The organism is Achromobacter sp. HZ34, assembly GCF_002209485.1.
Taxonomy (GTDB): Bacteria; Pseudomonadota; Gammaproteobacteria; order Burkholderiales; family Burkholderiaceae_B; genus Bordetella_C.
In genome coordinates this window covers 169,430-195,355 of the sequence record NZ_NJIX01000009.1, presented here as the reverse complement: position 1 = coordinate 195,355, position 25,926 = coordinate 169,430, and the positions used below count along the sequence as shown (strand labels likewise).

Sequence of the window (25,926 nt, the reverse complement as noted above, 5' to 3'; positions counted from 1 at the left end):
CGCCCGTCCGCCTAGATCGGCACGACGGCGCCGCCCTGCTGGGCCGCACCGCGCACGCGCGCATCGCACAAGGGGCCGCCACCGAAACCGGCGCTGGCCTGCGCCGACTGCGGTCCCTGCCAGGAATGGGAGCCCGCGTGGAAGGTGACCTTGCCGGGCGCGTGCAGTTGCACCTGGCCGTTTTCCAGGCGCATATAGGCGCCGCCGGCGGTCGCCAGGATGTGGGTGCTGGCGTCGATCTGCACGGTGGCGTGCGTGGAGCTGAGCGTCACGGTGTCGCGGGCATTGAGGGTGGCGGCGTCCTGCTGGGCGTGCAGGCTGAACTTGCCGGCGGCTGCGTGCAGCAGCAGGCCTTTCTGGTTCGCCGGACGGCTGCCGCCATCGTCGCCCTTGCCGTCCGTATACAGCACGATGCCGCCGGCCACGTCGGTCACCACGTCGCCGATGGCGCTCCAGTTGACGTCGGGGGCGACATGGACCAGCGTGGAGCCGGCCACCAGGAAGGCACTGGCCGGCGTGTACTGGCCGATGCCGGCCGGGGCGCTGAATTGGAAATGCGCTTCGCCGTAGGCGGTGGCGGTATCGCCACCTGCCGCGCCGGCGTCCGCGGCGTCGCCGCCAGCGCTGCCTGCCGTCGCGCCGCCGGACGATCCCCCAGCGGACGATGCGCTGCTTGCCGACGCACCGCCGGCTGGCGATGCCGCGCTGGCTGAAGCGTTGCTGCCGGCGGACGCGCCGCTGCTGCCACTGCTGACGCGCGGGCGCGTCTGTGTCTGGCGCAGCACTTCTCCGACGTGCGTCAGGCCTTTCAGCGCCGGCAGCTCGGCGGGCTCGCCTTCCTGGTCCAGCTTGGCCTGCTGCGCCACGGCCGACGTGGCCAGGCTCCGGGCCGATTCAGCGGCCATGTCCAGACTGGTCGCCGCTTCGCTGCTGTCCAGCGCCGCGCCACTGGCATTGGGGCGCGCATCGGCGCTGACCAGCAGGCCCTGGCCGCCGCGCACCGCCAGCGATGCCTTGCTCGCCAATTCGGCGCCATGGCCCAGATCGTCCAGGCGCTCGTTGTCGTTCTGCTGCTTGAGGCGGCCCAGGTTCAAGCGGCTGTCCTGCTGCGTGGTCGATGCGGTCAGGCGCGACTGGCCCGGCGTATCGTCCATCACCAGCTGGTTGTAACCGCCCGAGCCGCCGGCGCTGCTGGCCAGCTCCTGCGACTTGAACCCGGACAGCACCACGTTGTGAGCATGCGCGCCATCCGTGCCGGCGAACCAGGCAGGCGCGTTGCCGGTGCTGCGCGCGGCGCCGGACTGCACCTGGTTGTAGGCGGCGTTTTCCCCGCCCGCGCCGTTGTACACGGCCCCTACCACCACCGGGCGGTCGACGTCGCCATGCAGGAATTGCACCAGCACTTCCTGGCCGACGCGCGGCACGAAATGACCGCCCCAATCGCCGCCCGCCACCGGTTCGGCCACGCGCACCCAGGCACCCAGGTCGCTCTTGGCGGGCGCGTTGTCGGTTCCGGCCGGATGCGGCAGACGGCTGCTGGACGTGGCCCCACGTTGCCAATGGAATTGCACGCGGATGCGATGGTCGCGATCGGTATGGACCGGGTCGTCGGCGCCGACGACCAAGGCGGTCTGCGTGCCCAGAATGGTCGGGCGCGGATGGATGCGCTCGCCATGGCCGTCGAGCGTGGCGTTGCGGTACTCCACGGTCGCGGGGATGGCGGTGACGCGGTTCTGGTAGAAATCCGTTGCGCTATCGGCACCCGCCTTGGCGACGCCATTGGCCGCGCCTTTCGCAACTGCAGTGGGGGCCACACGCGCGGCGACCGCCGAAGGCGACGCGCCCGCTCCGGCGCCCATGCCCAGGGCAGCCGACGCGGCCCCCGCCATCCCGCCGCCCAGGTCCTCGAACGCCTGGCCCAGGCTGGCTTGAAGATTGTTGCGCGCGGTATGCTCCACCCGCAGCACGAGGAAGCCGTTGCCTTCGGCCCCATCGGCGCTGGCGTAATGGTCCGTCAACGTGAAGCGCTGTCCGGCCGCCAGCGTCCGCACGGTACCGGCGCCTTCGTAGGTGGATGCCGGCACGCGTAGCGCGGCCAGCGTGTTGTGTGCCAGCCGGTCGCCCTGGGCGTCGTCCTCGAAGGCATACTGGCCGGGATAGTCCGCATCCAGCAAAGCCATCTTGTTGTGCAAGTCGTCGCCGGCCGCCTGCACCGACACCACCCGGCTGCTGGCCCCCCGGTAATCCCAGCTGGCGAGGCGCACGCCATTGGTCAGCCAGCGGCGCGTGCGCCCCCAGCGTTGCATAGTGTCTTCGGTCTCGGTCACGTCCGCACGGTGGAAGCGCACGCTTTCCTGCGGGCCGGCCTTGAACGCATCGTTGTAGTCGGCGATCACCACCGTGTGGCTGCCTGCGCTGTCACCCTGGCCGGCCTGATGCTCGATCCAGTAATAGAGCCCCTCTTCCGCCAGCAGGCGTTCGACGAAGTCGAAATCCGATTCGCGGTACTGGATGGTCAGGCTGCGCTTGGCGTACACCGACCGGTCTTTCAACGTCCAGCGCCAGGCGGGCGTCAGCGTGCCCTGGTTGCGATAATCGTTGAAGATGCTCTCGACGATATCGCAGACGTTCATGTCCTGGAAGACATAGCTGTCCCGGCGCTCACGCAGGAACGCCAACCATGGCTCCAGGCGCAGGCGGTAGCGGGCCAGCCCGCCGTTGGCGCCATCGAACCAGGCTTGCGTGACGTGTCCATGCCAGACGCGCGGGGCATCTCGTCCCAAGGCGCTTTGCAAGGACAGCTGCGCCGGCTGGCCCAGCAGATCCTTCAGGGGAATATGGGCATCGTCGGACAGCGCCGTGATCTCCAGCCGATAACCGCCGTCGCTGATATGGTCGCTACCGTGCATGGCCTGCGCCAGCAGCCGGTTGGCGCCCAGCGGCGTGGACAGGTCGAGCAGACGGTTGCCTTGCTCGAAGGCCGCGGTCAACAAGCGCGAAAGGTCTGCGGTTACGCTGGGCATGATGATCGATCTCCTGGACGCACGCTGGCTGCGCCCCTCACTGCACCTGGAAACTGAAGTCGCCGTTCTCGCCGGCGCTGGCGCGGATGCGGCTGATGGCCTCACCTTCGGCCATGCGCGCCAGCACCTGTTCGGCGATTTCCGGCAACAGGGTGCCATTGAGAATATGGTCGACGTTACGCGCGCCCGTATCGACTTCGGTGCAGCGTGCCAGTACCGCCTCCACCAGCGCATCGTCCCACTCGAACACGGCGCGATGGTTGCCCAGCACCCGGGTGGCGATGCGTTGCAGCTTCAGTTCGATGATGCGCGCCAGCGCGTCGTCGTCCACCGGATAATAGGGCACCGTCTTCATGCGTCCCAGGAAGGCCGGCTTGAAGGCCTTGTACAACGCGGGCAGCAAGGCCTCGTGCAGCGCGTCGGGATCGGGCTTTTCTTCTTCCCCGTCCTTGTTCAGGCAAGCCTGCATGATCGTGGAGGAACCCACGTTGGACGTCAGGATGATCAGGGTGTTGCGGAAGTCGATCTCACGCCCTTCGGCATCGTCCATGAAGCCTTTGTCGAACACCTGGAAGAACAGCTCCAGTACGTCGGGATGGGCTTTTTCGATCTCATCCAGCAGCACCACGCTGTAGGGCTGGCGCCGCACGGCTTCGGTCAACACACCACCTTCGCCATAGCCCACGTAGCCCGGCGGCGAGCCCTTCAGGCCCGACACGCTGTGCGCTTCCTGGTACTCGCTCATATTGATGGTGATGAGCTTGCGTTCGCCGCCGTAGAGAATGTCGGCCACCGCCAGCGCGGTCTCCGTCTTGCCCACGCCGGACGGGCCGACGAACAGGAAGACACCCTTGGGCTTGTCCGGATCTTCCAGGCCCGCGCGCGATGTACGCACGCGCTGGGCGATGGCATCCAGGGCATGGTCCTGGCCGATCACGCGCTCGGCCAGCGTGTCCTTCAGGTCCAGCACGGTGCGCACTTCGTCGCTGACCATGCGGCCCAGGGGGATGCCGGTCCACGCGGCGACGATCTCGGCCACGACCTGGGCGTCGACACACACGGGCACCAGGGGGGATTCGCCCTGCAGGTCGCGCAACTTCGCGGTCAACGCCACCAGCTCCTGCTGGCGCGGGCTCAGGGCCCCCTTGCCCGAATGGGCGGCGTTGTCCGCGCCGCGCTTGCTGGTGGGAATGGCCCCGGGCTGCGCCGGCGTATCGGCGGCCACAGCGCCGCTCTCCTGTTCCAGCCCCTGGCGCAGCAGCTGGATTTCCCGCGTCAGTTCGCGTTCCTGCTCCAACCTTTGCTCGGCCTGTTCCAGCACCGTACGGGCCGCGCCGATTTCCGCATCCAGTTCATCCAGGCGAGCCTCATGCCCACCCGCCGCGGCGGCGTCGCGCTTCAGCGCCCCCTGTTCCGTCTCCAGGCGTATCAGGCGCTGGCGCGTATCGTCGATCAGCGCCGGCGTGGTGCTATGGCCCAAGGCCACGCGCGCGCAGGCCGTGTCCAGCACGCTGACCGCCTTGTCCGGCAGCTGGCGTCCGCTGATATAGCGATGCGACAGCCGCACCGCCGCGGTAATCGCCTCGTCCAGCACCCGCACGGAAAAGTGCTTTTCCATCAGCGCGGCGATGCCGCGCAGCATGCTGGCCGCCAGCGCCTCGTCCGGCTCTTCCACCTTGACCACCTGGAAGCGGCGGGCCAGGGCGGCATCCTTCTCGAAATACTTCTTGTACTCGCTCCACGTCGTGGCGGCGATGGTGCGCAGCTCGCCGCGCGCCAGGGCGGGCTTGAGCAGATTGGCGGCGTCGTTCTGGCCGGCCTGCCCGCCCGCGCCTATCATGGTGTGCGCTTCGTCGATGAACAGGATGATGGGCGACGGGCTGCGCTTGACCTCGTCGATGACGTTCTTCAAGCGGTTCTCGAATTCGCCCTTGACGCTGGCGCCGGCCTGCAACAGGCCCATGTCCAGCACGCGCAGCGTCACGTTCGCCAGGGACGGCGGCACGTCGCCCGCGACGATACGCAGGGCCAGGCCTTCGACCACGGCGGTCTTGCCCACCCCGGCCTCGCCGGTCAGGATGGGATTGTTCTGCCGCCGCCGCGTCAGGATGTCTATCATCTGGCGGATCTCGCCGTCGCGGCCGATCACCGGATCGACATGACCTTCGCGCGCCCGCTCGGTCAGATTGGTCGTGTACTGGTCCAACGCGGGCGATTGCGACAGCGCTGCCGCGCCCTTGGCCGCACCCTCCGTTGCCGTTGCCGCGTCATCGCCGAAACCGACCGACTGGGCTCCCTCGCTGGAACCGGCGGTGATGCCGTCGAAATCGTGCTTCAGGGCATCCAGCTTGACCTGCTCGAAACGGGTCGAACCGCGCCGCGCCAGCTGAGCCAGGTCAGGCTCGGTCAACAGCGCCAGCAGCAGATGGCCGGAGCGGATGCGGGTGGTCTGGGTATCCAGGGACGCGATCAGCCAGGCGTGCTCGAACAGGCTGCTCAGGTGCGGCGAAAACACCGGCGTACGGCTGTTGCCATCCTTGAAACCGCGCAGCTCCGCATTCAGGTCCGCTTCCAGCGCCATCGGATCGATATCGCTGTGGCGCAGGACCACGCCCACGTCGCAATTGCCCTGCTCCAGCAGCGCCAGGAACAGGTGCTCCAGGTCCACCTCGTAATGGCCGCGCGACATGCACAGGTTGGCGGCACGTTCCGCCGCCTGGCGGCAGGTGTTGTTCAGTTTGGCGATCAGCGTCTTCAGCGGTATGGCCATATGTGGTTTCGGCTTTAGTGAATGGTGTGCAATTCGTAGGTGGCATCGTCGCGGTCTTCGGTGGCCGCTTCGCTGCACAAGAAGGTGTTCCAGCCCAGCCGTGCGCCGCCGCCTTCCTGGGCAGCCTCGTCCTGCGTACCGTCCGCGTCCGTGGCGCCGCCGAGCGAACTGCCGGTCACGGCTTCCTTGGCCAGGATCAGGCGCACTTCGTATTCGAAACTGACGCCGGCCAGCATGGTCAGCATCTTTTCCAGCGCGCGGGCCCGCTCGCCACCTGGCAGGAAGTCGGTAAACACCGCGCCCGACAAGGGTCCTATCCAGATGCGCATGCGCAGGTCGCGCTGCCAGATGCGGTCGCCGGCAAACGCCGACACGCCCAGGACGGCGCCCGGGCTGCCCAGCGAAGTACGCCGTTCGGGCGGCACCGTGTACCACTTGCCGACGAACTGCTCGACCCGCAGCGGCTGGCGGAAATAATCGCAAAGTACCTGCTGCAGGTAGGTGCCGGACACCGGGCGTTGGCGCATCGCCGTGGCGTAGTGCGCCATGGACTCGTCGTAGACCGCGCCGCCGCCCGTGCGCAGGCGGTCGCGCAGGGCAGGATGGCCCAGGCCGCCCAAGGCCAGCAGCAGGGGCAGGTAGTGATGGTCGCGCTCGGACTCATGGCGCAGCGGCAGGCGGTATTTCTTCCAGGCACCGTAGAACAGGGCAGTGGCGCGGTTGGCGAAGATGTCGAAGAAGGCACGGGCGCCGCGGTCGCGGCTCAGGCTTTCACGCAACGCCAGGGTTTCCGAATAGTGCAGCGGCAGGGCGCCCTGGCCGCCCAGCAGGCCGAAGAAGGCCGGCGTCAGCGCCACCCGCGCCACATCGCCACTGGCCACGGCAGTCTTGATGGCCTGGGCATCCGCCAGCGCATTGCCTTCCCGGTCGTAGGCCTGGGCGTCGGCGATCTCGCTGGCCGGAAAGCCCAGTGACGGCGAATTGAGGAACTGCATATTCGCCACGACGGCGTCGCGCGAACGGCCCGACCCCTGGCCCAGGCCCTGGCTTTCCTGGCGGCGCAGGAAAAAGCGCTCCAGCAGGCGCACCGCCTGGAAGAACTTGTAGCGCTGCGGCTCGGCCAGCAGCGATTCGATTACGCCAGTATCGCGTCGCCGTTGCATGGAGGGCACCGTAGGAGTTCATCGGAGTTACGGCGCGACAGCACCACCAACTGCACGAAGCTGTTGGCGTGCACATACAGGCCGAAGAAGCGGTTCATCACCGCCACGAAAGCGTGCAGGCTGGTGCCGACGAAGTTGTCTTCGTTCAGCGTCAGGCGGATCTCGATGCCGCGCACGAACGTGGCGAAGGGTTCGCCTGCCATCCAGTGGGTGGCCGGACGATAGTCCAGGCCCACCAGGCCTTCGATCTGGCGCGCCGACACCGCGGAATGCGCCAGATCGTACAGCCGCAGCGTTTCCTTCAAGGCCGGCAGGCCGCTCTGCACCAGGGAAAGGTGATTCAAGGCCAGATGCGAAATCAGCCGCCAATGCGCCGCGTGCCCCTGGGCAAAGCGATGGCTGTGGGTAGGCCGGCGCAACATGCGGATGGCGCGCGCCACCGTGCCGCCTTCCAGGAACAGGTCGCCGCCCGGCTGGCCGGCCGCCAATTGCGCCGGCAGGTCGCGGTTGGTGCAGGTCAGGTCGATGCTCAAGGTCTCGACTTGCGGCACCGACGGATCGAAATCGATGTCGACCAGGGAAATCTCGGTTTCGTAGCCAGGACTGCGTTGCGCCACCAGCTCGTCACGGCGCGCCGTCCAGTAGTGGCCGGCACCTTCGGGCGTATCGCCATGCTGCAGGGAATAGAAGGGGCGGAATTCGACCACCGACTCGCCCTGTGCGCTCTGGCGCACCTGGCGCACGCGCTCGATGGCGTAGATGTCGTAGCCGTAAGCGCGCCGCGCATCGGCAACCACCGGATAGGACGCCGCCATGTGCGTGACGCGGATCGGATCGGCACGCTGGTTGAACAGGTTGACCACCGGCGTGCAGCCCAGCCGCAGATTGTCCGTGCCCACGCTTTCCAGCAGGCGCGCGGTATTGGAGTCGGCACGCACGCCGCGCACCGGCAGATGCAGGGTGAAGGCGCGTGCGCTACCCACGGCCCCGCGCAAGGCCTGCAGATCGATATCGAAGAAGTTGAACTTTTCCGCGAAGACGAAGTGTTCGGCCAGCAGCCGGTAAGCCGGATGCGAGCGCGCGGGATAGTCGATCAGGGCTTCGTCGTCGGCCAGGCCCACTTCGCGGATGGGGATTCCCGTGACGGCGTCCCAGCGGCCCGGCCGCGATTCCACGTAGGCGGCGGCCGTGCGCAGGAACAGGCAGTCGCGCAAGGCGGCCACGAAAGAAGGTTCGCCATGCAGGTAGACGCGCAGCTTGCCCGCGGGCAAGGTGGCGAAGTTCATCGCCTCGCCCAGGCATTCCAGGCGTATCGACAGGCGCCCCGTCACACCGGCGGGCAGATTGCCGACCGGGGCATTGGCGCTGCTGACGTAGCTGACATCGCCGATGGCCACCGGCAGCAAGGTGACGTCGTAGACCGTGCGAAAACGGCAGGCCACGCCGCGTACCGGGTGCGACTTCAGTTCAGTGCCGCGGGCGATGCGCGCCGGTGCGCTGAGTTGCGCCGCCACCTGGCCGACGTCGAAATACGCCACCGAGCACGAGGGAAACGGCCGCAGGTAATGCGGGTACAGCACCTCGAACAAGGCTTCGGTGAATTCGGGGTAATCGTCGTCCAGCTTCTTGTTGATGCGCGCGCCCAGCAGCGCGAAGGACTCGATCATGCGTTCGACATGCGGGTCTTCGCTGTTCTCGGCCGACAGGCCCAGGCGCGACGCGATCTTGGGATAGCGCTGGGCGAAATCGCGCGACGAGCTGCGCAAGAAATTCAGCTCGCGTTCGTAATACGGCAACAGGTCTTCCATACTCCCTTCCCCCCGGGCCGTGGCGGTCGCTGGCGCCCGTCAGGCGGCGACCGCGGTCTTGGCCCAGCCCTTGCTGACCGAATACTGCAGCGTGGATGGCTGCAACGTGGCGTCGAACGTCACCGGCTCGTGCGCCGGCCCCACTTCCAGCATGGCGTTGATGGCGAAATACAGCACCGACGTGGCGCGGCTGTCGACCAGCAACATGACGCGCACCTGCGACAAGCGCGGTTCGTGCCGCGCAATGGCCTGCTCCAGCGAGCGGCAGATCAGCTCGCGGTCGTAGTGGCTGGCCAGGCTCAAGCCGGAAAAATCCGCCAGCCCGTACGTCAGCACCGAACGCTGGCATTCCGGCAGACGCTTCAGGGTCTCCTCCGTGAACACCATGCGGGTGTTCAGCAGGGCCTCCATGTCGCGCGCCACCGTGTCCTTCATCTCCTCCACCGACAACCGGCGCAGGGCATGCGGTGTTTCACCTTCGACGCCGAAGAGCTTGTCGAACAGACTGGGCTCGAATCCCTTCATACCGCTCCCGTGAAATCAAAAGAGACTGCAGCCCCGCGGGGCCACAGTCTCCCTCGGTATCAGCGCTGCCGATCAGGCCGAGTAAGTCTTGTCGTTCTTGGTCAGGCTCCAGGCGCCCTGCGAGTTGCCGCCCTGGTTGCCGCCGATCTTCTGCTGGGTGTACTTCCACTGCACGGCGGCGTACTTCAGCGACAGCGTTTCGGTGGGCACGCCTTCGCCGACGATCTGCGGTGCGACGCGGGCGATGATGACGTACTTCATCTTCACTTCCAGGTACTTGACCCGGTTGCCTTCGCCATCGGCGCGCATGAAGTCGACCGTGACTTCATCGAAGGTGGTGCCGCCCGAAGCGTGCTGATACAGCAGCGGGCTGACCACGTCCAGGTCCTTGCCGAACACCATTTCGCCGTGATCGCAGCGCTCGGCGGTATGGCCGCCCGAGGTCGACGCGGTGGCCGAACGGGGCTGGATGATTTCGTGGTGCCAGGAGCTGGCTTCGATCCAGTCCGCGTGGTCCTTGTCCTGCGACTCGCCTTTCAGGGCGGGATTGCCGAACTTGATGTAGATGTCCTTCATCGCTTTCCTCTAAGTGTGAACGGGCATGGTCGACGGTGTCCAAGCTCAGGATTTCTGGGCTTGCGACGGCAGCTCGGCCACCAGCCGCAGAGAAATGGACAGTTCGTCCAATTGGAAGTGCGGGCGCAGGAACGCCACTGCACGGAACACACCCGGGCGGCCTGGAACTTCGGCGACCTGGATGGATGCTTCGCGCAGCGGGAACTGCGCTTTCTGCTCCTGGGTGGCGTTGTCGTCGAGCAAGACGTATTGCGACACCCAGCGATTCAGAAAACTTTCGACCGATTGCGGCGACGCGAAACTGCCGATCTTGTCGCGCATCATGGCCTTCAGGTAATGCGCCACGCGCGATACCGAGAAGATGTATTGCAGCTGCGCCGACAGTACCGCGTTGGCGTTGGCGCTGTCGGTGTTGTATTTCTTCGGCTTCTGCACCGACTGCGCGCCGAAGAAAGCGGCGTAGTCGGAATTCTTGCAGTGCACCAGCGGGATCAGGCCCAGGTCGCTCAATTCCTTTTCGCGACGGTCGGTGATGGCGATCTCGGTCGGGCACTTCAGCGCAACTTCGCCGTCGTCGGTCTTGAAGGTGTGGGTCGGCAGGTTCTCCACCAGGCCGCCGCCTTCCACGCCGCGGATGGCGGCGCACCAGCCGAAGTCCGAGAAAGCCGACGTCAGGCGCGCGCCGAAGGCCCACACGGCGTTGCACCACAAGTATTTGGAATGGTCGGTGCCGTCGACTTCCTCGACGAAGTTGAAGCCTTCGACGGACGTGCCTTCCTTGGGATCGTAAGGCAGGCGGCCAAGGAAACGCGGCATGGTCAGGCCGACGTAACGCGAATCCTCGGAATCGCGGAAGCTGCGCCACTTGGTGTATTCGACGGTGTCGAACACCTTGGCCAGGTCACGCGGCTTGCCCAGGTCGGCGAAGCTGTCCAGGCCCAGCAGTTCGGGCGACGCCGAGGCGATGAACGGGGCATGGGCGGCAGCAGCCACGTGCGACATCTGTTCGATGAAGTACATGTCCTCCGGCTGGCGCGTCATCTCGAAGTTGCCCAGCAGCGCGCCGAAAGGCGAACCGCCGAAGGTGCCGAATTCTTCTTCGTACACCTTCTTGAACATCAGGCTCTGGTCGAAATCGATGGCGGTCTGGAAGTCGCGCACCAGATCGCGCTTGGTGACGTTGAGCACCTTGATCTTCAGCATGGTGCCGGTCTGGCTTTCCGTGCACAGGTAGTGCAGGCCGCGCCAGGTGCTTTCCAGCTTCTGGAATTCGGGGGCGTGCATCACTTCGCTGAGCTGGGCCGAGATCAGGCGATCCAGTTCGGCCACGCGGGCGTCCAGCATGGCCGAGAGATTGTCGGACACCACCACGGTGCCTTTCATCACTTCGCGGGCCAGTTCACCGATCAGGTCCTTGGCACGGTCGTGCTCGGCGGTGGATTTGGCGACCCGGCTTTGTTCGACGATCTGGTCGAGCAGGCCCACGTCTTCGCTGGCTTGTTGTCCGGCGGCGCTGGCTTGGGCGGCGGCAGCATTACTCATGCTTGTCTCCCTTGTCGCCACCCTTCGCAGCGGCTTCGTTCGTCAGCTGAGTGAGCTTTTCCGTATTGGTCAGCACTTCACCCAGCAGGTCTTCCAGCTTGTCATTGCCGGCCAGCTTGTTGCGCAGGTCGGCCAGCTTGGTGCGGATCTCCAGCAATTTCTGCAGAGGCTCGACCTGCTGCACCACCGCTTCCGGACGGAAGTCCTCGATGGAACGGAACTTGAGATCGACGCCGAAGGTACCGCCTTCGTCCGTCAGCTCGTTCTTGACGCGGTAAGCCGCGCGCGGCTCCAGGCCACGCATGACGTCGTCGAAGTTGTCGACGTCGACATTGACGAACTTGCGGTCCTTCAGGCGCGGCAGTTCGGCTTCGGACTGGGCGCTGAAGTCACCGACGACGCCCACGACGAAGGGCAGTTCCTTCTTCTCGATGGCATCGCCCTTCTCGACGTCATAAGTCAGTTGGACGCGGGGCGGACGCACTTTCTGCAACCGCTTCTGCATGCTTTCTTTCTTGGCCATGGTCGCGGCTCCGGGGAAGAGTTACTTCAGCAGATTGCCGAAGGGGTTGGGCGCGGGCGAGGCGCCATTGCTCGACGGCGTGGACGGTACGTTGGGCGTGGCGGGCCGGGCCGGCACGGCGCCCCTGGCCGCATTCGCTGCGTTCGAGGCATTCGTTGCGGCATTCGCGGCGTTCGTTGCCGCGTCCGTGGCCTGCCCGGCGCTGGGGGTAGCCGCGGCCGGAGCCGTAGTGGCCGGCGCCGCACCGGTCGTCGCATCCGCGGGCTTGGGCGGCGGACGGCGCACGGGGGTACGCTTGGGCTTCTGGCCGTCGGGGAACAGGACATCCTGGCCCAGCGTGTCGCGCAGCGATTGCGCCAGCGCCACAGCGTCAGTGCGGGCATTGCCCGCCAGCAGCGCATCGGCACGCAGGTCGGACAGCGACTGCATGGCCACGCGCAGGCCACCCACGGCACGCACGGACTTCGCCACGAAATCGCCGGGATCGCGGTTCAGGGCTTCGTCAGCGGCGACGATGGCCTCTCCATACTTGTTCTCATCGAAACGGATCTTGGCGATGTATGACCAGGGCTGGCCACGCGTCGGATTGCGCTGCGCGATGGCTTCGAACTGCGCCACCGCGGCATCCGATCCCGACGTCTCGAAAGTCTTCTCGGCCTCAGTAATCGACTGCCTGAAGTCCGCATCGGACTGCGGTTCCTGCATCTTCTGCGTTGTCGTGCAACCTGCGAGAACTACGATGAGTCCCGCGATTAAAGCCAGGCGGCGGATTTGCATAGGGAAGGTGAAGAAGAGAAAAAATACTGTTTAGGGGACGGCCGCTTGTTGAAGGGGCGTATTTCATCAACCCTGTGTAAAAACGACACTACATAAGTTTTCTCGATGTTACTTAGACGCAGAATCTTCGAAATAGAAGGCTTCTGTATTGTTTTTTATGCTTCCGGTATAAAGAACCATGCTTAAACGTATCCATTTATCGCGAGCTGTCGCATGGCTGTGCGTCGCGCTGGGAACCCCTGTTCTCGGGGGCTGCGCGGCCGCTGGCGTCATCAGCGCGATGGCTGGGGCGACCGGGTCGGTGCTTGAGGCGACAGGCTTGAAAAAGCCGGATGACGCGCCCACGGATGTGAAATTTTCCATCCAGGCCGGACAAAATTTAAATATAAGTAACGGACAGGCGATGGCTGTAGTTACGAAGATTTACTACCTGAAGAATTCCGACTCTTTCAAGCAAGCGCCCATGTCATCTCTTGTCGATGAGAAACAGGAAAAAGCGCGTCTGGGTGACAGCGTGATCGCCGAGCGCGAGGTCACTTTGATGCCGGGACAGGTGTATCAAAACACCGAAAAAGTACCCAAGGACGCCGTGGCTATCGGCGTGGCCGCCTTGTTCTTCGCGCCCGCGCCGTATCGCTGGAAATATGTTTTCGACATCAAGGACGCCAAGGACACGGGCATCGTGCTGGGCGCCCATGCCTGCGCCATGACCGTCGCCACCGGCAAGGTATCCGCGCCGCTGGGCGCGCCGCCATTCGATGCCTCACGGCTGGGCTCGCTGCAATGCCCCTCGTGATACAGGCCACATCCTCCCTTCAGCCATACCTATATATAAGAAGAGTCCTCTCGTGAGCCAGTCAGCCAAGATACTTTGGGGCGAAGGCCTGTTCCTTCGACCGCAGCACTTCCAGCGCCAGGACGCCTACCATGAGGCGCGCCTCGCGCAGACCGCGCGCGCCCTGCATCCTTATTCCTGGGGATTGCGCAACGTCCAGTTCGACGCCGCGGCCCTGGCCAATGGCATGTTGCACGCCACCGAACTGTCGGCCATCTTTCCCGATGGTGAAATCTATTCGGCGCCCGACGACGATGCGCTGCCGCCCCCGGTGTCGATGAACAGCCTGGACGGCGCGGCCGAGGCCATCTTCTACCTGGCCATGCATCCATTGAAGGCCGTCGGCGGTAATTGCGCCGCGCCGCAGGACAGCAACGACTTCGATGCGCGCTACCAACGCGGCGACCGCGCTTCGCCCGATCTCTATACCAATGCCAGCACGGCCGACCTGACCTATCTGCGCAAGAACGTGCGCCTGGTGTCGGAGTTCGATCCGCGCGACCAGTTGCTGGCGATACCCGTGGCACGCGTGCGCCGCAACGCCAGCTCCGGCTATGAACTGGACCACGAATTCGTCGCGCCCTGCGTGGCGATCGACGCGTGCGCCCCGCTGCATGACCGCCTGCGCCGCCTGCTGGACGCGCTCGAAGCCAAGGTCAGCACCTTGTACGGCCTGCACCGCGAACCGTCCAAGAACGTCATCGAGTTCCGCTCCGGCGACGTCGCGTCCTTCTGGCTGCTGCACACCGCCAATGAAGCGCATGCGGCGCTGGCGCACCTGTACCATCATCCCGGCCTGCACCCGGAACGCCTGTTCCAGGAGCTGCTGCGCCTGGCCGGCGCGCTGATGACCTTCTCCAAGGAATTCGCGCTGGCCGACCTGCCGCAGTATCGCCATGACATGCCGGGTCCGGCATTCGCCCGCCTGGACGACATCCTGCGCGACCTGCTGGATACCGTCATCTCGACGCGCTACTTCTCCATCGTGCTGGAGGAAGTGCGCCCGTCCTTCCACACCGGCCGCCTGGACTCCGGCAAGGTCGACGACAAGACCAGCTTCTACCTGGCGGTGTCGGCCGCCACGCCGGCCGCGGAACTGGCCGACATGGTGCCGCTGCGCTTCAAGGTGGGCGCCCCCGACGATGCCGAAAAGCTGGTGCTGTCGGCCATGCCGGGCGTGCAGCTGGTGTACACGCCGCAAGTGCCGGCCGCCATCCCCGTCAAGCCGGGCGCGTGCTACTTCGCCCTGCAGACGCGCGGCGCGCTGTACGAACGCATGTTGCAGGCGCAGAGCATCGCCATCTATGCGCCCGCCGGCATTCCTGAGTTGAAGCTGGACCTGATCGCCGTCGCCCACTGAACCGCGTGCCCCTCAAGTTCGCTTTTGACCCGCGCCTTTGATCCACGCCCTTGATCCATCATGACCGAATCCACGCCCTCCCTGATGTCCGGTACGCAGCAGCCACAGCAACTGCCGCCGCGCGCCGCCGAATTCATGGCCACGTCGACCAACAAGTCCTTGATGGATATGTTGTACGACGGCTTCCTGATGCTGTTCCTGCTCAAGAGCGGGCAGGAACCCAAGGATGCCGCCTCGTTTTCCGCGCGCGTTCAGCAGTTCCTGGCGGAATTCGAACGCAGCGCCAAAAAGCAGGACCTGCCCGCCGAGGACATCTACGCCACCAAGTACGCCTTCTGCGCGGCGGTGGATGAAACCGTGCTGAACTCCAGGTTCACCATCCGTGACAGCTGGATGCTGCAGCCGCTGCAGCTGACCCTGTTCGGCGAGCAGCTGGCCGGCGAGAACTTCTTCAGTCGCCTGGAAGACCTGCGCGCGCAGGGCGGCCGCCGCCTGCAGTCGCTGGAGGTCTACTACATGTGCCTGCTGCTGGGCTTCCAGGGCAAGTACCTGATCGAAGGGCAGGAGAAGCTGGGTTACCTGACTGCCCGCCTGGGCGATGAGATCGCCTTGCTGCGTGGCAAGCGGTCCGGCTTCGCCCCCCATTGGGCCATTCCCGACAAGATTTCGCATGCCATCAAGCGCGACGTGCCGCTGTGGACCGTGGGCGCGACCTTTGCCTTGCTGGGGCTGCTGGCGTATTTCGGCTTGAACCACCAACTGGGCAACGACATGCAGACCGCCATGGCGCCGTACCACGACGTGGTCAAGCTGGGACCGCGCGTGGCTCACCTGACGATTTCACTGCCCTGAATCCTGACGCACTGATCCTTTCTTCACCTTCGGCTTCGGCCCCGCCTACGCTCGCGCCACCATGGACACTGCCCTCGCCTACGCCACCTTGAACACGGCCCTGTTGACGCAGGACACCCGTCTGCTGCGCGCCAGCACGCCGCTGGGCGATGCACTCGTCGCCGAACGCTGCGTCCTGGACGAAGGGGTGTCGCGCCTGTTCAGCGTCACGCTCGATTGCCTGTCGACGTCCACGCAGCTGGACGTGACGCCCATGCTGGGGCGCGAGATCAGCATCGACCTGTTGCTGGCCGACCGTTCGACGCGGCGCTGGCACATGATGGTCACCGGCATCGACAACCTGGGCGCGGATGGCGGCCTGGCACGTTATCGCATTCACGCGGGGCCGTGGCTGCAAGCGCTGGCGCTGCGACGCGACAGCTTCATCTTCCAGGACAAGACGTCGATCGACATCCTGACGGATATCTTTGCGGACTATCCGCTGTCGTCGTATGCCTTCGAGGTGAATACGACACCGCCCAAGCGGGCGGTGCGCACCCAGTATCGCGAATCCGACCTGGAGTTCGTCCAGCGCATCCTGGCCGAGGACGGACTGGCCTTTCGCTTCGTGCATCAGCAAGGCGACAGCGAAAGCGACGGCGGGGACGCCGCCGCCGCGCGCCATCAACTGGTCGTGTTCGATGCCGGCGCGTCACTGCCCGCCAGCGCGGCTTCGCCCATCAGGTTCCATCGCAGCGACGCCACCGAAACCAGCGACACCATCACCCGCTTCCACTCCGCCCTGACGGTGCAGTCCAATACCGTGACGCGCAGCGCGTGGGACGACAAGACCCTGCAGGCGCACGCGGCGCAGCTGGCATCCAGCGAGGATGCCGGCAAGCTGCCCAACCTGGAAGACTACGACTACGACGGTCACGGCCGCTATGCCGACGGCGACGACGCCAACCGCGTGGCCGCGCTGCGCCTGCGCGCGCTGGAGGCACGCCAGGTGCGTTACGAAGGCGGCGGCACGGTACGGCAGTTGAGCCCCGGCGATACCTTCGAGATGACTGGCCACGACCGTTACGACGGGCAAGGCGGCGGCGCTAGCGGCACGGCGGCGAGCAATGCCGGGAACGGCGGCAATGGCGCTACGGGGGGCCAGGCCATCGACGAACTGGGCCACGACTACACAACGTTGCGAGTGATCCATGAGGTGGCCAACAACCTGGGCAGCCAGGCCGCCAGCCTGGCGGGGTCGACCGACCTGGAAAAGGGCCGCTATGTGAATCGCTTCGAAGCGCAGCCGCGCGCGGCCGCCGTATTGCCCGCGTGGCGCGCGCGCCCGACCGCGCCGGAAGCCGTCATCGCGCAGGTGGTGGCGAGCGACGAGACACCGATTTCCTCCGGCCGCGACCTGCGCGTGAAAGTGCAGTTCCCCTGGCAGCGTGGCGAAAAGCCGCTGGCCGGCGGCTTGGCGCATCGCAGCCATGGCGACACGCGCGGCAACGCGCCGGGCAGCGATGCCAGCGGCACCTGGCTGCGCGTGGCCACGGGCCAGGCCGGCCCAAACTGGGGCGGCCACCATATTCCCCGCTCGGGCACCGAAGTGATCGTCGAGTTTCTCGATGGCGACATCGACCAGCCGGTCATCGCGGCGCAACTCTATAACGACAGCGACCTGCCGCCCTACTCGGCCGGCGTCGATGGCGGCGCCAACCATGGCGGCGTGCTCAGCGGCTGGCACAGCCAGGCCCTGGATGGATCGGGCCACAACCAATGGCTGTTCGACGACACCAGCGGCCAGTTGCGCATGCAGATGGCCACGTCCACCGCGGCCAGCCAGTTGAACCTGGGCCATCTGGTGGCGCAGTCGGCCGCCGATGCCAATCGCGGCGCGTGGCGTGGCAGCGGCTTCGAACTGCGCAGCGATGCCTGGACCGTGCTGCGCTCCGGCCAGGGCATGCTGCTGTCTTCCGCGGCGGATGCACAGGCCACGGCAACGCTGGCCACGCCCAATACCGTGCAGCGGCTGCGCCAGGCGCAGAACGTTGCACAGCGGCTGGATGCCACGGCCGTGCAGCGCAAGGCGCAGGCCTTGCGGGCCAACGATGGCTTCGACGACGTCATCAAGGCGGTGGACCCGGAACAGGAAGGCAAGCTGCCCGCGACAGTGAACGGGCAGGCTGCCAACAAGGCCAGCATGGAAAGCCGCGACGGCACGGACCCGGTAGACGGCATCGCCGACGCGCGCGTCGTGCTGGATGCACCGGTGTCCATGAACCTGTCCACGCCTGCGTCCGCGGTGCTGCATGCGACCGGCGACGTGCACGCTTCGGCGCAGGACGACGTCCATGTGTCGGCGCGCCAGACCTTCGCCATGGTGGCGGGCCAGGCGGCGGGCTTCTATGCCGACCAGGAAGGCGTGCGCGCCATCGCGGCACAGTCCCCGGTGTCCCTGCGGGCCCATACGGACGCGCTGGAGCTGCTGGCCGACAAGGACGTGACGGTGACCTCCACCGAAGCGGGCATCGACGTCCTGGCGAAGGAGAGCGTCACCCTGATTGCCGGCGGCGCCAGCGTCACGCTGCAGGGCGGCGATATCGTGTTCAAGATGCCGGGCTTGTTCTCGGTGAAGGGCGCCAGCCACAGCTTCGAAGGTCCGGCGTCGGACAGCGCCCAACTGCCGCAACTACCCGCGGCCCGCACGGGCACTTATACCCAGCAGGTGGTCTACAACGACGCCTTGGGCGAGAAGTTCGAGGACATGCCCTTCACGGTCCAGCACAAACCGGAAGCCGATCACTGGATGGGCGATACGCCGCTGACCGGCTCGACCGAACGGGTCCACACCGAGGAATCGCAACCGCTGGAATATTCGCTGCGCTATGCCAAGTTCAAGTTCGATGACGAGGCGGCTTAGGGCCGGAGCCTGAGGCGCGAGCCCTTGGAAGCGCGGCCTGCGGGCCGCGCAGATCCAGCACCGCGACTTATCCTGGCGCGCCCTGCCTGCCGGCGCGCCAGTAGTGCAGCACGATCTGCAGGATCGCGAAAACCACCGTCGGCAGCATGTACAGGCCTATCTCGATGACGCCGTAGAAGTATTGGCGGTCATACGCCTGGGATTCGTAGAAGCACAGCACTTCCCACACCAGGGCGAACAGGATCAGGACGATCGATAGCGCGGTGAAGAAGCTGCGGAAGCCGGTCGAACCCAGGGCGTTCTTTCCCCGCGAGAATTCCGCGGCGATGCCGATGACGAGCAGGATGGGATAGACGAACCAGGTCGCCCTTATGCCCAACGCGCTGGCGTCCAGGAAGCCTTCGAGCAAAGCCCGCGTGTCCAAATCGTTCTCCTTGATGTGCGAGGCGTCAGGTTACCGCTTCTTCGCGAGCATCAGCGTTGAGCGGATCCAGTCTCTGGTCGGGCTTTTGCTGCTCGGCGATCATGGAATCACTGTGTATCGGCGGCGGCGGAGTCTTGGTCTCGCCATTGCCCCAATCCAGCGGCATTTCCACGAAGAAGCCTTTGACATGCGCGCGCAGGTAACCCACGGCCTTGCCGATGTCGTGCGCATGGCCCTTCATATAACCTGACTGCAAAGGGGGCGCCTTGGTGAAGTCGTGATTGCTCGTGGGCCTGTCTGTCTCGACCATCGTCATGCTGGAAACCGGGATGCCCCCCGTGCCGGTCATGACCGGCAGATTCGGATCGGGACGGGCGACCTTGTGCATGATGAACGGATACTGCTTGCGCCCCTGCAGCAGGTCCTTGAAGCTGTTGCGCGGCGTATGGGTGAATACGGTGCTATAGGCTTCCCGGTTGGCATGCGCGCGTTCCTGTATGGCCTTGATGGTGGCGGTGGCCAGCGGCTTGCCGATATCGACGCCGGCGGGCGGCGCGTCTTCCTTCTGCACGCCCTTTGAATTCGGTTCCACCAGCAGGGCGAAATGCTTGCGCCAGATGTGCATGCGCAATTCGCGCGCGAACTTGCGGGTGACGGTGCGTATGCCATCGCCGACGTCGGTCATCTGCGCGCCGTCATCATCGACCACCACGGCAGCCAGCTCCGTATCGCCATTGCCGTTCAGACTACGATCGTTGATGTTGGCGCTGCCGATGATGGCTACCGCATCATCGACGATGGTCAACTTGCTGTGGACGTAGATCATTTCGGTCAGCACATTGCTGCGGGTACTACCGTAGTTGCGCAGATTCAAAGGAGTCAGGTACTTCTTCCACTCGTCAGCCATGCCCCAGCTCGCCAATGCGGCACGAACGGCGCTGTTGGTGGGCGCTTTGTCCGTTATCTTGCGCTTGCGGATTTCCTTGGTGTAAAGCGTCGAGTTGATCCGGTTGATCAGGCTGTTGCGGGCGCGCTTGACGCCCTGCAAGGCCCACCAGGCCTGCGCGGCCACCGCCTTGTCTTCCAGCATGCCCTCGGCATGCTCCGGCAATACGAGGTAGATATGGAACGGGCGGCCCGCATAGATGGCCCGCCCCACCGCATTGGCCAATTCAGCCACGATGGGATTGGTCGACGGCGGCGCCGTGCCCAGCTGATCGACGCCACAATCCGACATGAAGAACTGGTTCTCGATGTAGATGAAGGCCTGCGCCGACCGGATGCAGTTGACCATGGCGTCGCGGATGCTGGTCTGGTGATACATGGACCACGCCGAGCGGGCATTCTGGACGATCTTCCGCCGTTTCGGGTTGGGCGACTTCCAGTCGTCGTTGACGTAGCGATGGTTGTCGTCCCATAAGGCCAGTTCGTCGCGCAACTGCGTGGCCGAGGCCGAGCGGCAGATCTGCACCGTGGCCTTGCCGACTCCCTTCTGCAGGGGATCGACCAGGTACTGCGCCCCTCGCGCACGGTCGAACCAACTGGTATCCATCGCGCCGTCAAAGGTATTGGTGCCGCTGCCCGCGAAGCTATTCCAGCGCAAGACGAAGTTCACGAATACGTCGAACGCGGCCGGTCCCTTCACGCACAGGGCCACGTCTTCCCAAGGTTCGCGCGGCTGGGTCTCCGGATCCAACACGGTCTTGTCCTTGGCCAGCGGTTCGCGGAAGCCGGGACGGTTGCCGTGCGCCTGCGTCAATGCGGTCTCGGTGTCCTTGAGTTGGCGCGACGTCGACAACTGCATGTTGTAGGCATCGTTGATGACGTGTACGTCAGGATCGATGATGACGTCGAAGGACGGCGTCTCCCAACGGCCATAGGCCAGGTCGATACCGCCCAGGAAAGCCATTTGGCCATCCACCACGACAAATTTCTGGTGATGGGAGAAATTCTGGTTGCTGGTGACGCGGCCCGTGTTGGGGTTCTGCAGCATGACCTTGATCGAGCCAGGTCCCTTGGGCAGGTTGAGCAGCATGGACTGCGTCGTGTCGTCGTGCGTATCCAGTGCGTACCGGATCGAATCGTAAAGCAAGATGCGCACGTGGACACCGCGGCCGATGGCGTTGGCCAGCAGTTCCGACAGGCGGTCGGGATGCCCCTTTTTCGGACCGCGATTGTCCAGTTCGACGTCATAGTCCATCTGCCAGTCAGCCAGCATGATGAAGCTCTTGGCACCGCGGATGGCATCGGCCACGGCCTTCATGTAGTCGCGGCCGGTGACGTAGTGCGTGCACTCGTTGCCGTAGCGCGGCATGGCGAAGGGCTGCGCCAGATCGAAATATTGCCCTGACACCGTGGTCATGGTGTCAGGCACGATCTGCGCGGTGTATTTGTCGATGTCGATATCGGCCATGGTTTCAGGAAGGTTCAGGCGTCCGTCTTCGGCTTCAGTTGTCCCACGCCTTGGACGTCGCCGTCGGCGACCGCGTGTTCACTCAGCCAGTCGGCATAGTTGCCGTCCAGCCGCGTGCCGTTGCGCGCGAAGTTCAGGGCGTCCAGCACCTTGTTGGAAGAAGCCTGCGAGCCGTCGGTGCTGTAGCGGGCCGGCGTCATGGCTTGCGCGTGCAGCCCCCGCACCAGCCACACGCGGCCGGGGTACTGCGTCACCTTGGCGTTGAGCGCGCGCTGCTGGGCCTCGTCCAGGGCCAGCGTGCCGTCGGCGGGGGTGGTGCCTTCGTGCAGCACCTCGTCCCATTGGCTTGAATCGAAAATCGCGGGATCCAGGCGGCCGCCCTCGTCCACCGATGCCAGGTCGGACGGCACCTTGACGATGCGCCAGGTTTCGCCCTCCGGTGCCACGCCATGCGCGCCCGGCATGTCCTGCAGGCGCAAGCCCAGTTTGAAGGGTTCATCTTCGCCCTGGGCGAAGGCCGGCAGGGAATACGACATGGAATCCGGGCCGGTGAATTTCTTGTCCGCGCTGTGCACGTCGATGCGGCCCGGGGCGTTGACGGTGATGTTGCCGCCTTCCAGCACGATGCTGGCACCCTGCGCCGTGGCGATGCGGATGCGCTTGGGCGCGGCCAGTTCGACCTGCGCTGACGCGCTGGAAACGTGGACGGCTTCGCGTGCGGTGACGGTCATCACGTCTTTCTGCGCCTGCACCAGCAAGGGGCCCTGGCCGGCGATGACGCTCAGCCCCGGCTCGCCGCCGCGCTGCACGCCTGCCACCACGCCCAGCGCCTGGCCGGTGTGCACGCGCAGATTGCCCATGGACGCCAGGTTCTGGTGGCGTCCGGCAGACCAATGTACGGTTTCGCCGGCGGTCACCTGCATGTGTTCGCCTGCGGTCTGCACCAGGCCCGCGCGCGCGGCCACGAAGATGGCCGCGTCGCCCAGGTGGGGAACCTTGCCGTCGCCCGTCTGGGTATTGCGATCGGCCGCGTCGCGCTTTGCGGTAGGCAGGTCTTCGCCGGAGACACCCGAGGCGACGGCTGCCTGCATGGCGGCCAGGGGGGCTTTCTTGTCGTCGAGGATGCTGGTGTCGGGCTTTTCGGTTCCTGCCGCGGCGGCCAGGCGCACGCCCTCGTGATCGGCCGCGCCTTTGTCCAGGGTCCTTGAGAGCTTGTCGGCCTGCTTGGCCAGTGCTTGCACGCCGGCTGCTTCCCCGGCGGGCTCGGTGTCGTCGCCGTGGTAGGACGTGATCAGGACGCCTGCGCCGCCACGCACCGCGCCGTAGGCATCGGAACGCAGTTCGGCGCCGGTGCCGCGGACACCGCCACGATAGTTGCCGGCCTGGTGGATGATGTGGCCGAGGTTCAGTTCGGTGGCGGACTGGGTGCTTTTCAATTGCAGACGCTGTTGACCGTCGCTGTCGTCGAACACCACGTGGTTGTAGCCCGCGCCGCCGAATTCCTTGCTCTTGAAACCGCTTAGGGCAGCGGCGTTGCGGTGGGCGTCGTCGGCGGCGGCCGCGCCGTGCCATGCCGGGGCGTTGCCGCCGGCCAGGTTGGCCTGTCCGCTGGGGATCATGTCGCGTGCGGCGGCGAAGGCCGAGGTGTCGGCTTCCTGTACCGTGCGGCCGCCTGGCGTGGCAGGTGCTCCGCCCTCGCCACGGCCGTTGTAGACGGCGCCCACGACGACCGGCTGGTCGATGTCATCGTCCAGGAAACGTACCAGCACTTCCTGGCCGATGCGCGGGACGAAGGTCATGCCCATGCCGGCGCCGGATTGGCGTTGTGCCACGCGGGCCCAGCGGCTATGTGCTTCGCCGTCGCTTTGTGCTTCCTGCCAGTGGAAACGAACCCGCACGTCGCCGCGCCGGTTGCGGTGGATTTCTTCGGTGTCGCCGGACTGCGCTGCGCCGCCCGTGCCGTCCGCGCCGACCACCAACGCGGTATGCACGCCATGGGCCGTCGATGCGGCGTGGAAACGGGCGCCACGGCCGCCCGCCAGCGCAGCGCGCCACGGGCGATCGCAACGCACTGCGTCAAAGGCGTTGGCGTAGCCCACGGCACGGGCCTTTGCCAGGACGGCAGCATCGGGCGTCTGCGCGTGGTGGTCATCGGTCGGGACAACCATGCGCTCGTCGGCGTACGGCGGCGTGTCGTAATCCAACCATTGCGCCATACCGCCCAGTTGCGTTTCCAACGTTGCCTGCGCGGCAACTGGCAGGTTGTTCACACCGACGTGTTCGATGCGATCCAGCGCAAACAGAGGTTCGAAACCCTCTTCGCTGGATGGCCCCAACGGCGACATATCGTCCAGGCGGAAACGCGTTCCTGATCGGAAGGTGCGCACACCGCCACGGCCTGCAAAGGTTTCAATGCGCGCCTGTATGCTTTCCAGCGCGACGGTGGCCTGGCGTTGCGCCTGGGCTTCGTTCTCGAACGCACCGTGGCCCGCGGCTTCGTACCACTCTGGCACCAAAGCATCGTCGCCGCCCGCACTGCTGGCGCTGGCTTCACCAGACACCGCGTATTTCCCTGACGCATGCCAGCCCAGCACGGTCACCCGGCCGGCGCCCTGCCGATAGCGGCGCGCGAACGCCTGCACGGTGTCGCGCGACTCAGTGGCATCGGCCCGGTGGAAGCGCACGCCCTGCTGCGCCGATTCAGGATCCTCCGGCAAACCGCGGCTGTCGGCGAAGATGCGCACCGCATGTTTCAGCGGAGCGTCTTCATCTTCCACCGACGTCCAGCCCAGCCCTGCTTCGGCCAGCAGACGCGACAGGAAGTCGTAATCGGATTCGCGGTATTGGGTGGTGTAGGGGCGAACCGGCAGATCGGCCAGGTAATCCTGCACATCGTCGGCGATCTGGCTGGTGCACCCTTCATAGCCATCCAGCACGTGTTGCACGATGTCGAGCAATGCACGCTGTTCAAACATCCGGCTGCGGCGTTGCTGCGTCGCCAGCCACAACCATGGCACGACGGTCAGGCGGTAACGCGCCATGCCTGCATCGCCAGCCAGAAGTTCAGCCTGCCGCAGCACCCCGCTGCGGCCATAGCGGCTGCCGTCAGCGCGCGTGGTCCACAGCGTCACGGGGCGCGACACCATGTCGTCCAGGTCCAGCCCGGCATCGTCGGCCAGGGCCAGGATGCGCAACTCGCCCAGGCCCGATAATGCCTCGCGGGCTATCCAGGCTTCGACGTGCAGGCGCGCCAGGGCGCCTTCGCCATCCAGGCTGTAGAGCCGGGCGTTGGAACTGAGCAAGTCGGCCAGGGCATTCGTCGTCATGGGTAGTAGATCGGCGATGGATAGGACACGTCAGGGACGCTTCGGTGTCTGCGTCTGCGCCTGCGGATTGGGACATTCGGGCGCCAGGCCCCATTGGCCGGCGCACACCTGCAAGCGGCATTGCTCGCTTTCCAGGAAAGGCTTGCGGCGGCACTGTTGCAGGCGTTCGGCCAGCGGCGCGCCGGGCAAGGCGGCGGTTGCCGTCGCCGAGGTGGGCGGCGGCAGGCCGTAGGACATCAGCGCGGACAGCAGCGCGGCGTCGCCGTCGGGTTTCTTCTTGGCCTTGGCGGTGTGGCTGTTGCGAGCAGCCGCCTTGCCTTCGCTCTTGGCGGCAGCGCCTTTGCCGTCCGCCGGCTTGTGCTCCGCCAACGCGGCCTGCTGCGGCGGTACGGCGGGCGCAGCGGCCAATGCCGACAAGGGATTGGATGGCGGCTTGTCATCCTCGGCGCGACGCGCATCGGCAGCCGCGATCGAATTCGCATCGCGATTCGAACCGGGTGCATCGACGATGGATGCCGTCGCGGGCGGGGCGGCCTCGGCGGCGGACTTGTCCACATTGCCTGAAGCAGACGCGGCAGGCGCGGCAGACGCACCAGGCGCCGAAGCCGGCAGCGCAGCGCCAGAGGACGAACTGCCTGCGGACCCAGCACCATTGCCAGCCGCGGCATTGGCCGCGCCGGCCTGGCCAGCGCCACCGGCATTGCCGTTCGCAATGACCGTCCCCGACGGCATCTCCGTGGCCCTCGCCTTCTGCTGGATGCGCCACCACGCGGCGCCGCCCCCGGCCCCTATCAATAACAGGATCAGGAGCAACAACCACCACGCGCGCGAAGAACGCTTCTTCGCGGCCGGCATGTGCTGCCGTTCCGCCTGCGGCGCGCGGCCTTCCAGCGCTGCCAGGATTCGTGACGATTGGGAATCGCGCGCGCCCGCATCCGAACGTCCCGCCAACAGGCTGGGCGTCCGGCCGGGTGCGGCCGATGTCGCGTCGTCTAATGCCATGCGTCTACCCGTGTTGCGAGGGCCCATGCCCTCCGTTTATCCAGGTCGTCGATCGCGTTCCGGTCATGCCCATCAGGCATTGCACCTTGTTACGATTTCAGGAAC

At 65.8% G+C, this 25,926-nt stretch carries 17 protein-coding genes; 4 read left to right on the top strand and 13 right to left on the bottom strand.

Translation table 11 applies throughout. The features are described 5' to 3' along the window. Positions 1-11: 11 nt before the first annotated feature. From CEY05_RS31890 to CEY05_RS28180, 9 genes are all read right to left on the bottom strand, one after another. Complete coding sequence (locus CEY05_RS31890) at positions 12-3,023, bottom strand: type VI secretion system Vgr family protein (RefSeq protein ID WP_233161752.1); 3,012 nt, start codon at positions 3,021-3,023, stop codon at positions 12-14. Positions 3,024-3,060: 37 nt separating this feature from the next. Beyond that, entirely contained in the window at positions 3,061-5,793 is a 2,733-nt protein-coding gene (gene tssH / locus CEY05_RS28215) for a type VI secretion system ATPase TssH (protein WP_088600597.1), read from the bottom strand. Between the two features lie 14 nt (positions 5,794-5,807). Next, the gene (gene tssG / locus CEY05_RS28210; RefSeq protein ID WP_198952930.1) at positions 5,808-6,965 is read right to left on the bottom strand and encodes a type VI secretion system baseplate subunit TssG; all 1,158 of its coding nucleotides are present in this window, start codon (positions 6,963-6,965) and stop codon (positions 5,808-5,810) included. Then, positions 6,929-8,764 (bottom strand): type VI secretion system baseplate subunit TssF, encoded by a 1,836-nt coding sequence (tssF, locus tag CEY05_RS28205; protein WP_088600595.1) that lies wholly within the window; start codon positions 8,762-8,764, stop codon positions 6,929-6,931. Before tssF ends, tssG begins: the two co-directional genes overlap by 37 nt. 39 nt (positions 8,765-8,803) lie before the next feature. Beyond that, positions 8,804-9,289 carry a type VI secretion system baseplate subunit TssE gene (tssE, locus tag CEY05_RS28200; RefSeq protein WP_088600594.1) on the bottom strand — a complete coding sequence of 162 codons (486 nt, stop codon included), beginning with the start codon at positions 9,287-9,289 and terminating at the stop codon, positions 8,804-8,806. A gap of 72 nt (positions 9,290-9,361) precedes the next feature. Then, entirely contained in the window at positions 9,362-9,865 is a 504-nt protein-coding gene (locus CEY05_RS28195) for a type VI secretion system tube protein Hcp (protein ID WP_057653118.1), read from the bottom strand. A 45-nt stretch (positions 9,866-9,910) separates the two neighbouring features. Further along, positions 9,911-11,407 (bottom strand): type VI secretion system contractile sheath large subunit, encoded by a 1,497-nt coding sequence (gene tssC / locus CEY05_RS28190; RefSeq protein ID WP_088600593.1) that lies wholly within the window; start codon positions 11,405-11,407, stop codon positions 9,911-9,913. After that, positions 11,400-11,930: a type VI secretion system contractile sheath small subunit gene (tssB, locus tag CEY05_RS28185; protein WP_088600592.1), complete on the bottom strand. Its 531-nt coding sequence runs from the start codon at positions 11,928-11,930 to the stop codon at positions 11,400-11,402. Before tssB ends, tssC begins: the two co-directional genes overlap by 8 nt. 21 nt (positions 11,931-11,951) lie before the next feature. After that, positions 11,952-12,635 carry a M48 family metallopeptidase gene (locus CEY05_RS28180; protein WP_088600591.1) on the bottom strand — a complete coding sequence of 228 codons (684 nt, stop codon included), beginning with the start codon at positions 12,633-12,635 and terminating at the stop codon, positions 11,952-11,954. 250 nt (positions 12,636-12,885) lie between these two features. Here CEY05_RS28180 and tssJ point away from each other — a divergent pair, with 250 nt between their 5' ends. From tssJ to CEY05_RS28160, 4 genes are all read left to right on the top strand, one after another. Further along, positions 12,886-13,503: a type VI secretion system lipoprotein TssJ gene (gene tssJ / locus CEY05_RS28175; RefSeq protein ID WP_088600590.1), complete on the top strand. Its 618-nt coding sequence runs from the start codon at positions 12,886-12,888 to the stop codon at positions 13,501-13,503. Positions 13,504-13,555: 52 nt separating this feature from the next. After that, positions 13,556-14,902 (top strand): type VI secretion system baseplate subunit TssK, encoded by a 1,347-nt coding sequence (tssK, locus tag CEY05_RS28170; protein WP_088600589.1) that lies wholly within the window; start codon positions 13,556-13,558, stop codon positions 14,900-14,902. Positions 14,903-14,962: 60 nt separating this feature from the next. Continuing rightward, positions 14,963-15,754: a type IVB secretion system protein IcmH/DotU gene (gene icmH / locus CEY05_RS28165; protein ID WP_088600588.1), complete on the top strand. Its 792-nt coding sequence runs from the start codon at positions 14,963-14,965 to the stop codon at positions 15,752-15,754. Between the two features lie 61 nt (positions 15,755-15,815). Beyond that, positions 15,816-18,656 carry a type VI secretion system Vgr family protein gene (locus CEY05_RS28160; RefSeq protein WP_088600587.1) on the top strand — a complete coding sequence of 947 codons (2,841 nt, stop codon included), beginning with the start codon at positions 15,816-15,818 and terminating at the stop codon, positions 18,654-18,656. Positions 18,657-18,723: 67 nt separating this feature from the next. Here CEY05_RS28160 and CEY05_RS28155 read toward each other — a convergent pair whose 3' ends face one another. Genes CEY05_RS28155 through CEY05_RS28140 form a run of 4 tightly spaced genes read right to left on the bottom strand, consistent with a single transcriptional unit; the run spans position 18,724 to position 25,821 of the window. Continuing rightward, a complete protein-coding gene (locus CEY05_RS28155; RefSeq protein ID WP_088600586.1) occupies positions 18,724-19,080 on the bottom strand; it encodes a hypothetical protein in 357 nt (118 codons plus the stop codon). 25 nt (positions 19,081-19,105) lie between these two features. Then, positions 19,106-21,493 carry a phospholipase D-like domain-containing protein gene (locus CEY05_RS28150; protein ID WP_088600585.1) on the bottom strand — a complete coding sequence of 796 codons (2,388 nt, stop codon included), beginning with the start codon at positions 21,491-21,493 and terminating at the stop codon, positions 19,106-19,108. A gap of 14 nt (positions 21,494-21,507) precedes the next feature. Next, a complete protein-coding gene (locus tag CEY05_RS28145; RefSeq protein ID WP_088600584.1) occupies positions 21,508-24,819 on the bottom strand; it encodes a type VI secretion system Vgr family protein in 3,312 nt (1,103 codons plus the stop codon). A 30-nt stretch (positions 24,820-24,849) separates the two neighbouring features. Further along, on the bottom strand, positions 24,850-25,821 hold the full coding sequence (locus tag CEY05_RS28140; protein ID WP_088600583.1) for a hypothetical protein: 972 nt from the start codon (positions 25,819-25,821) through the stop codon (positions 24,850-24,852). Positions 25,822-25,926 lie beyond the last annotated feature (105 nt).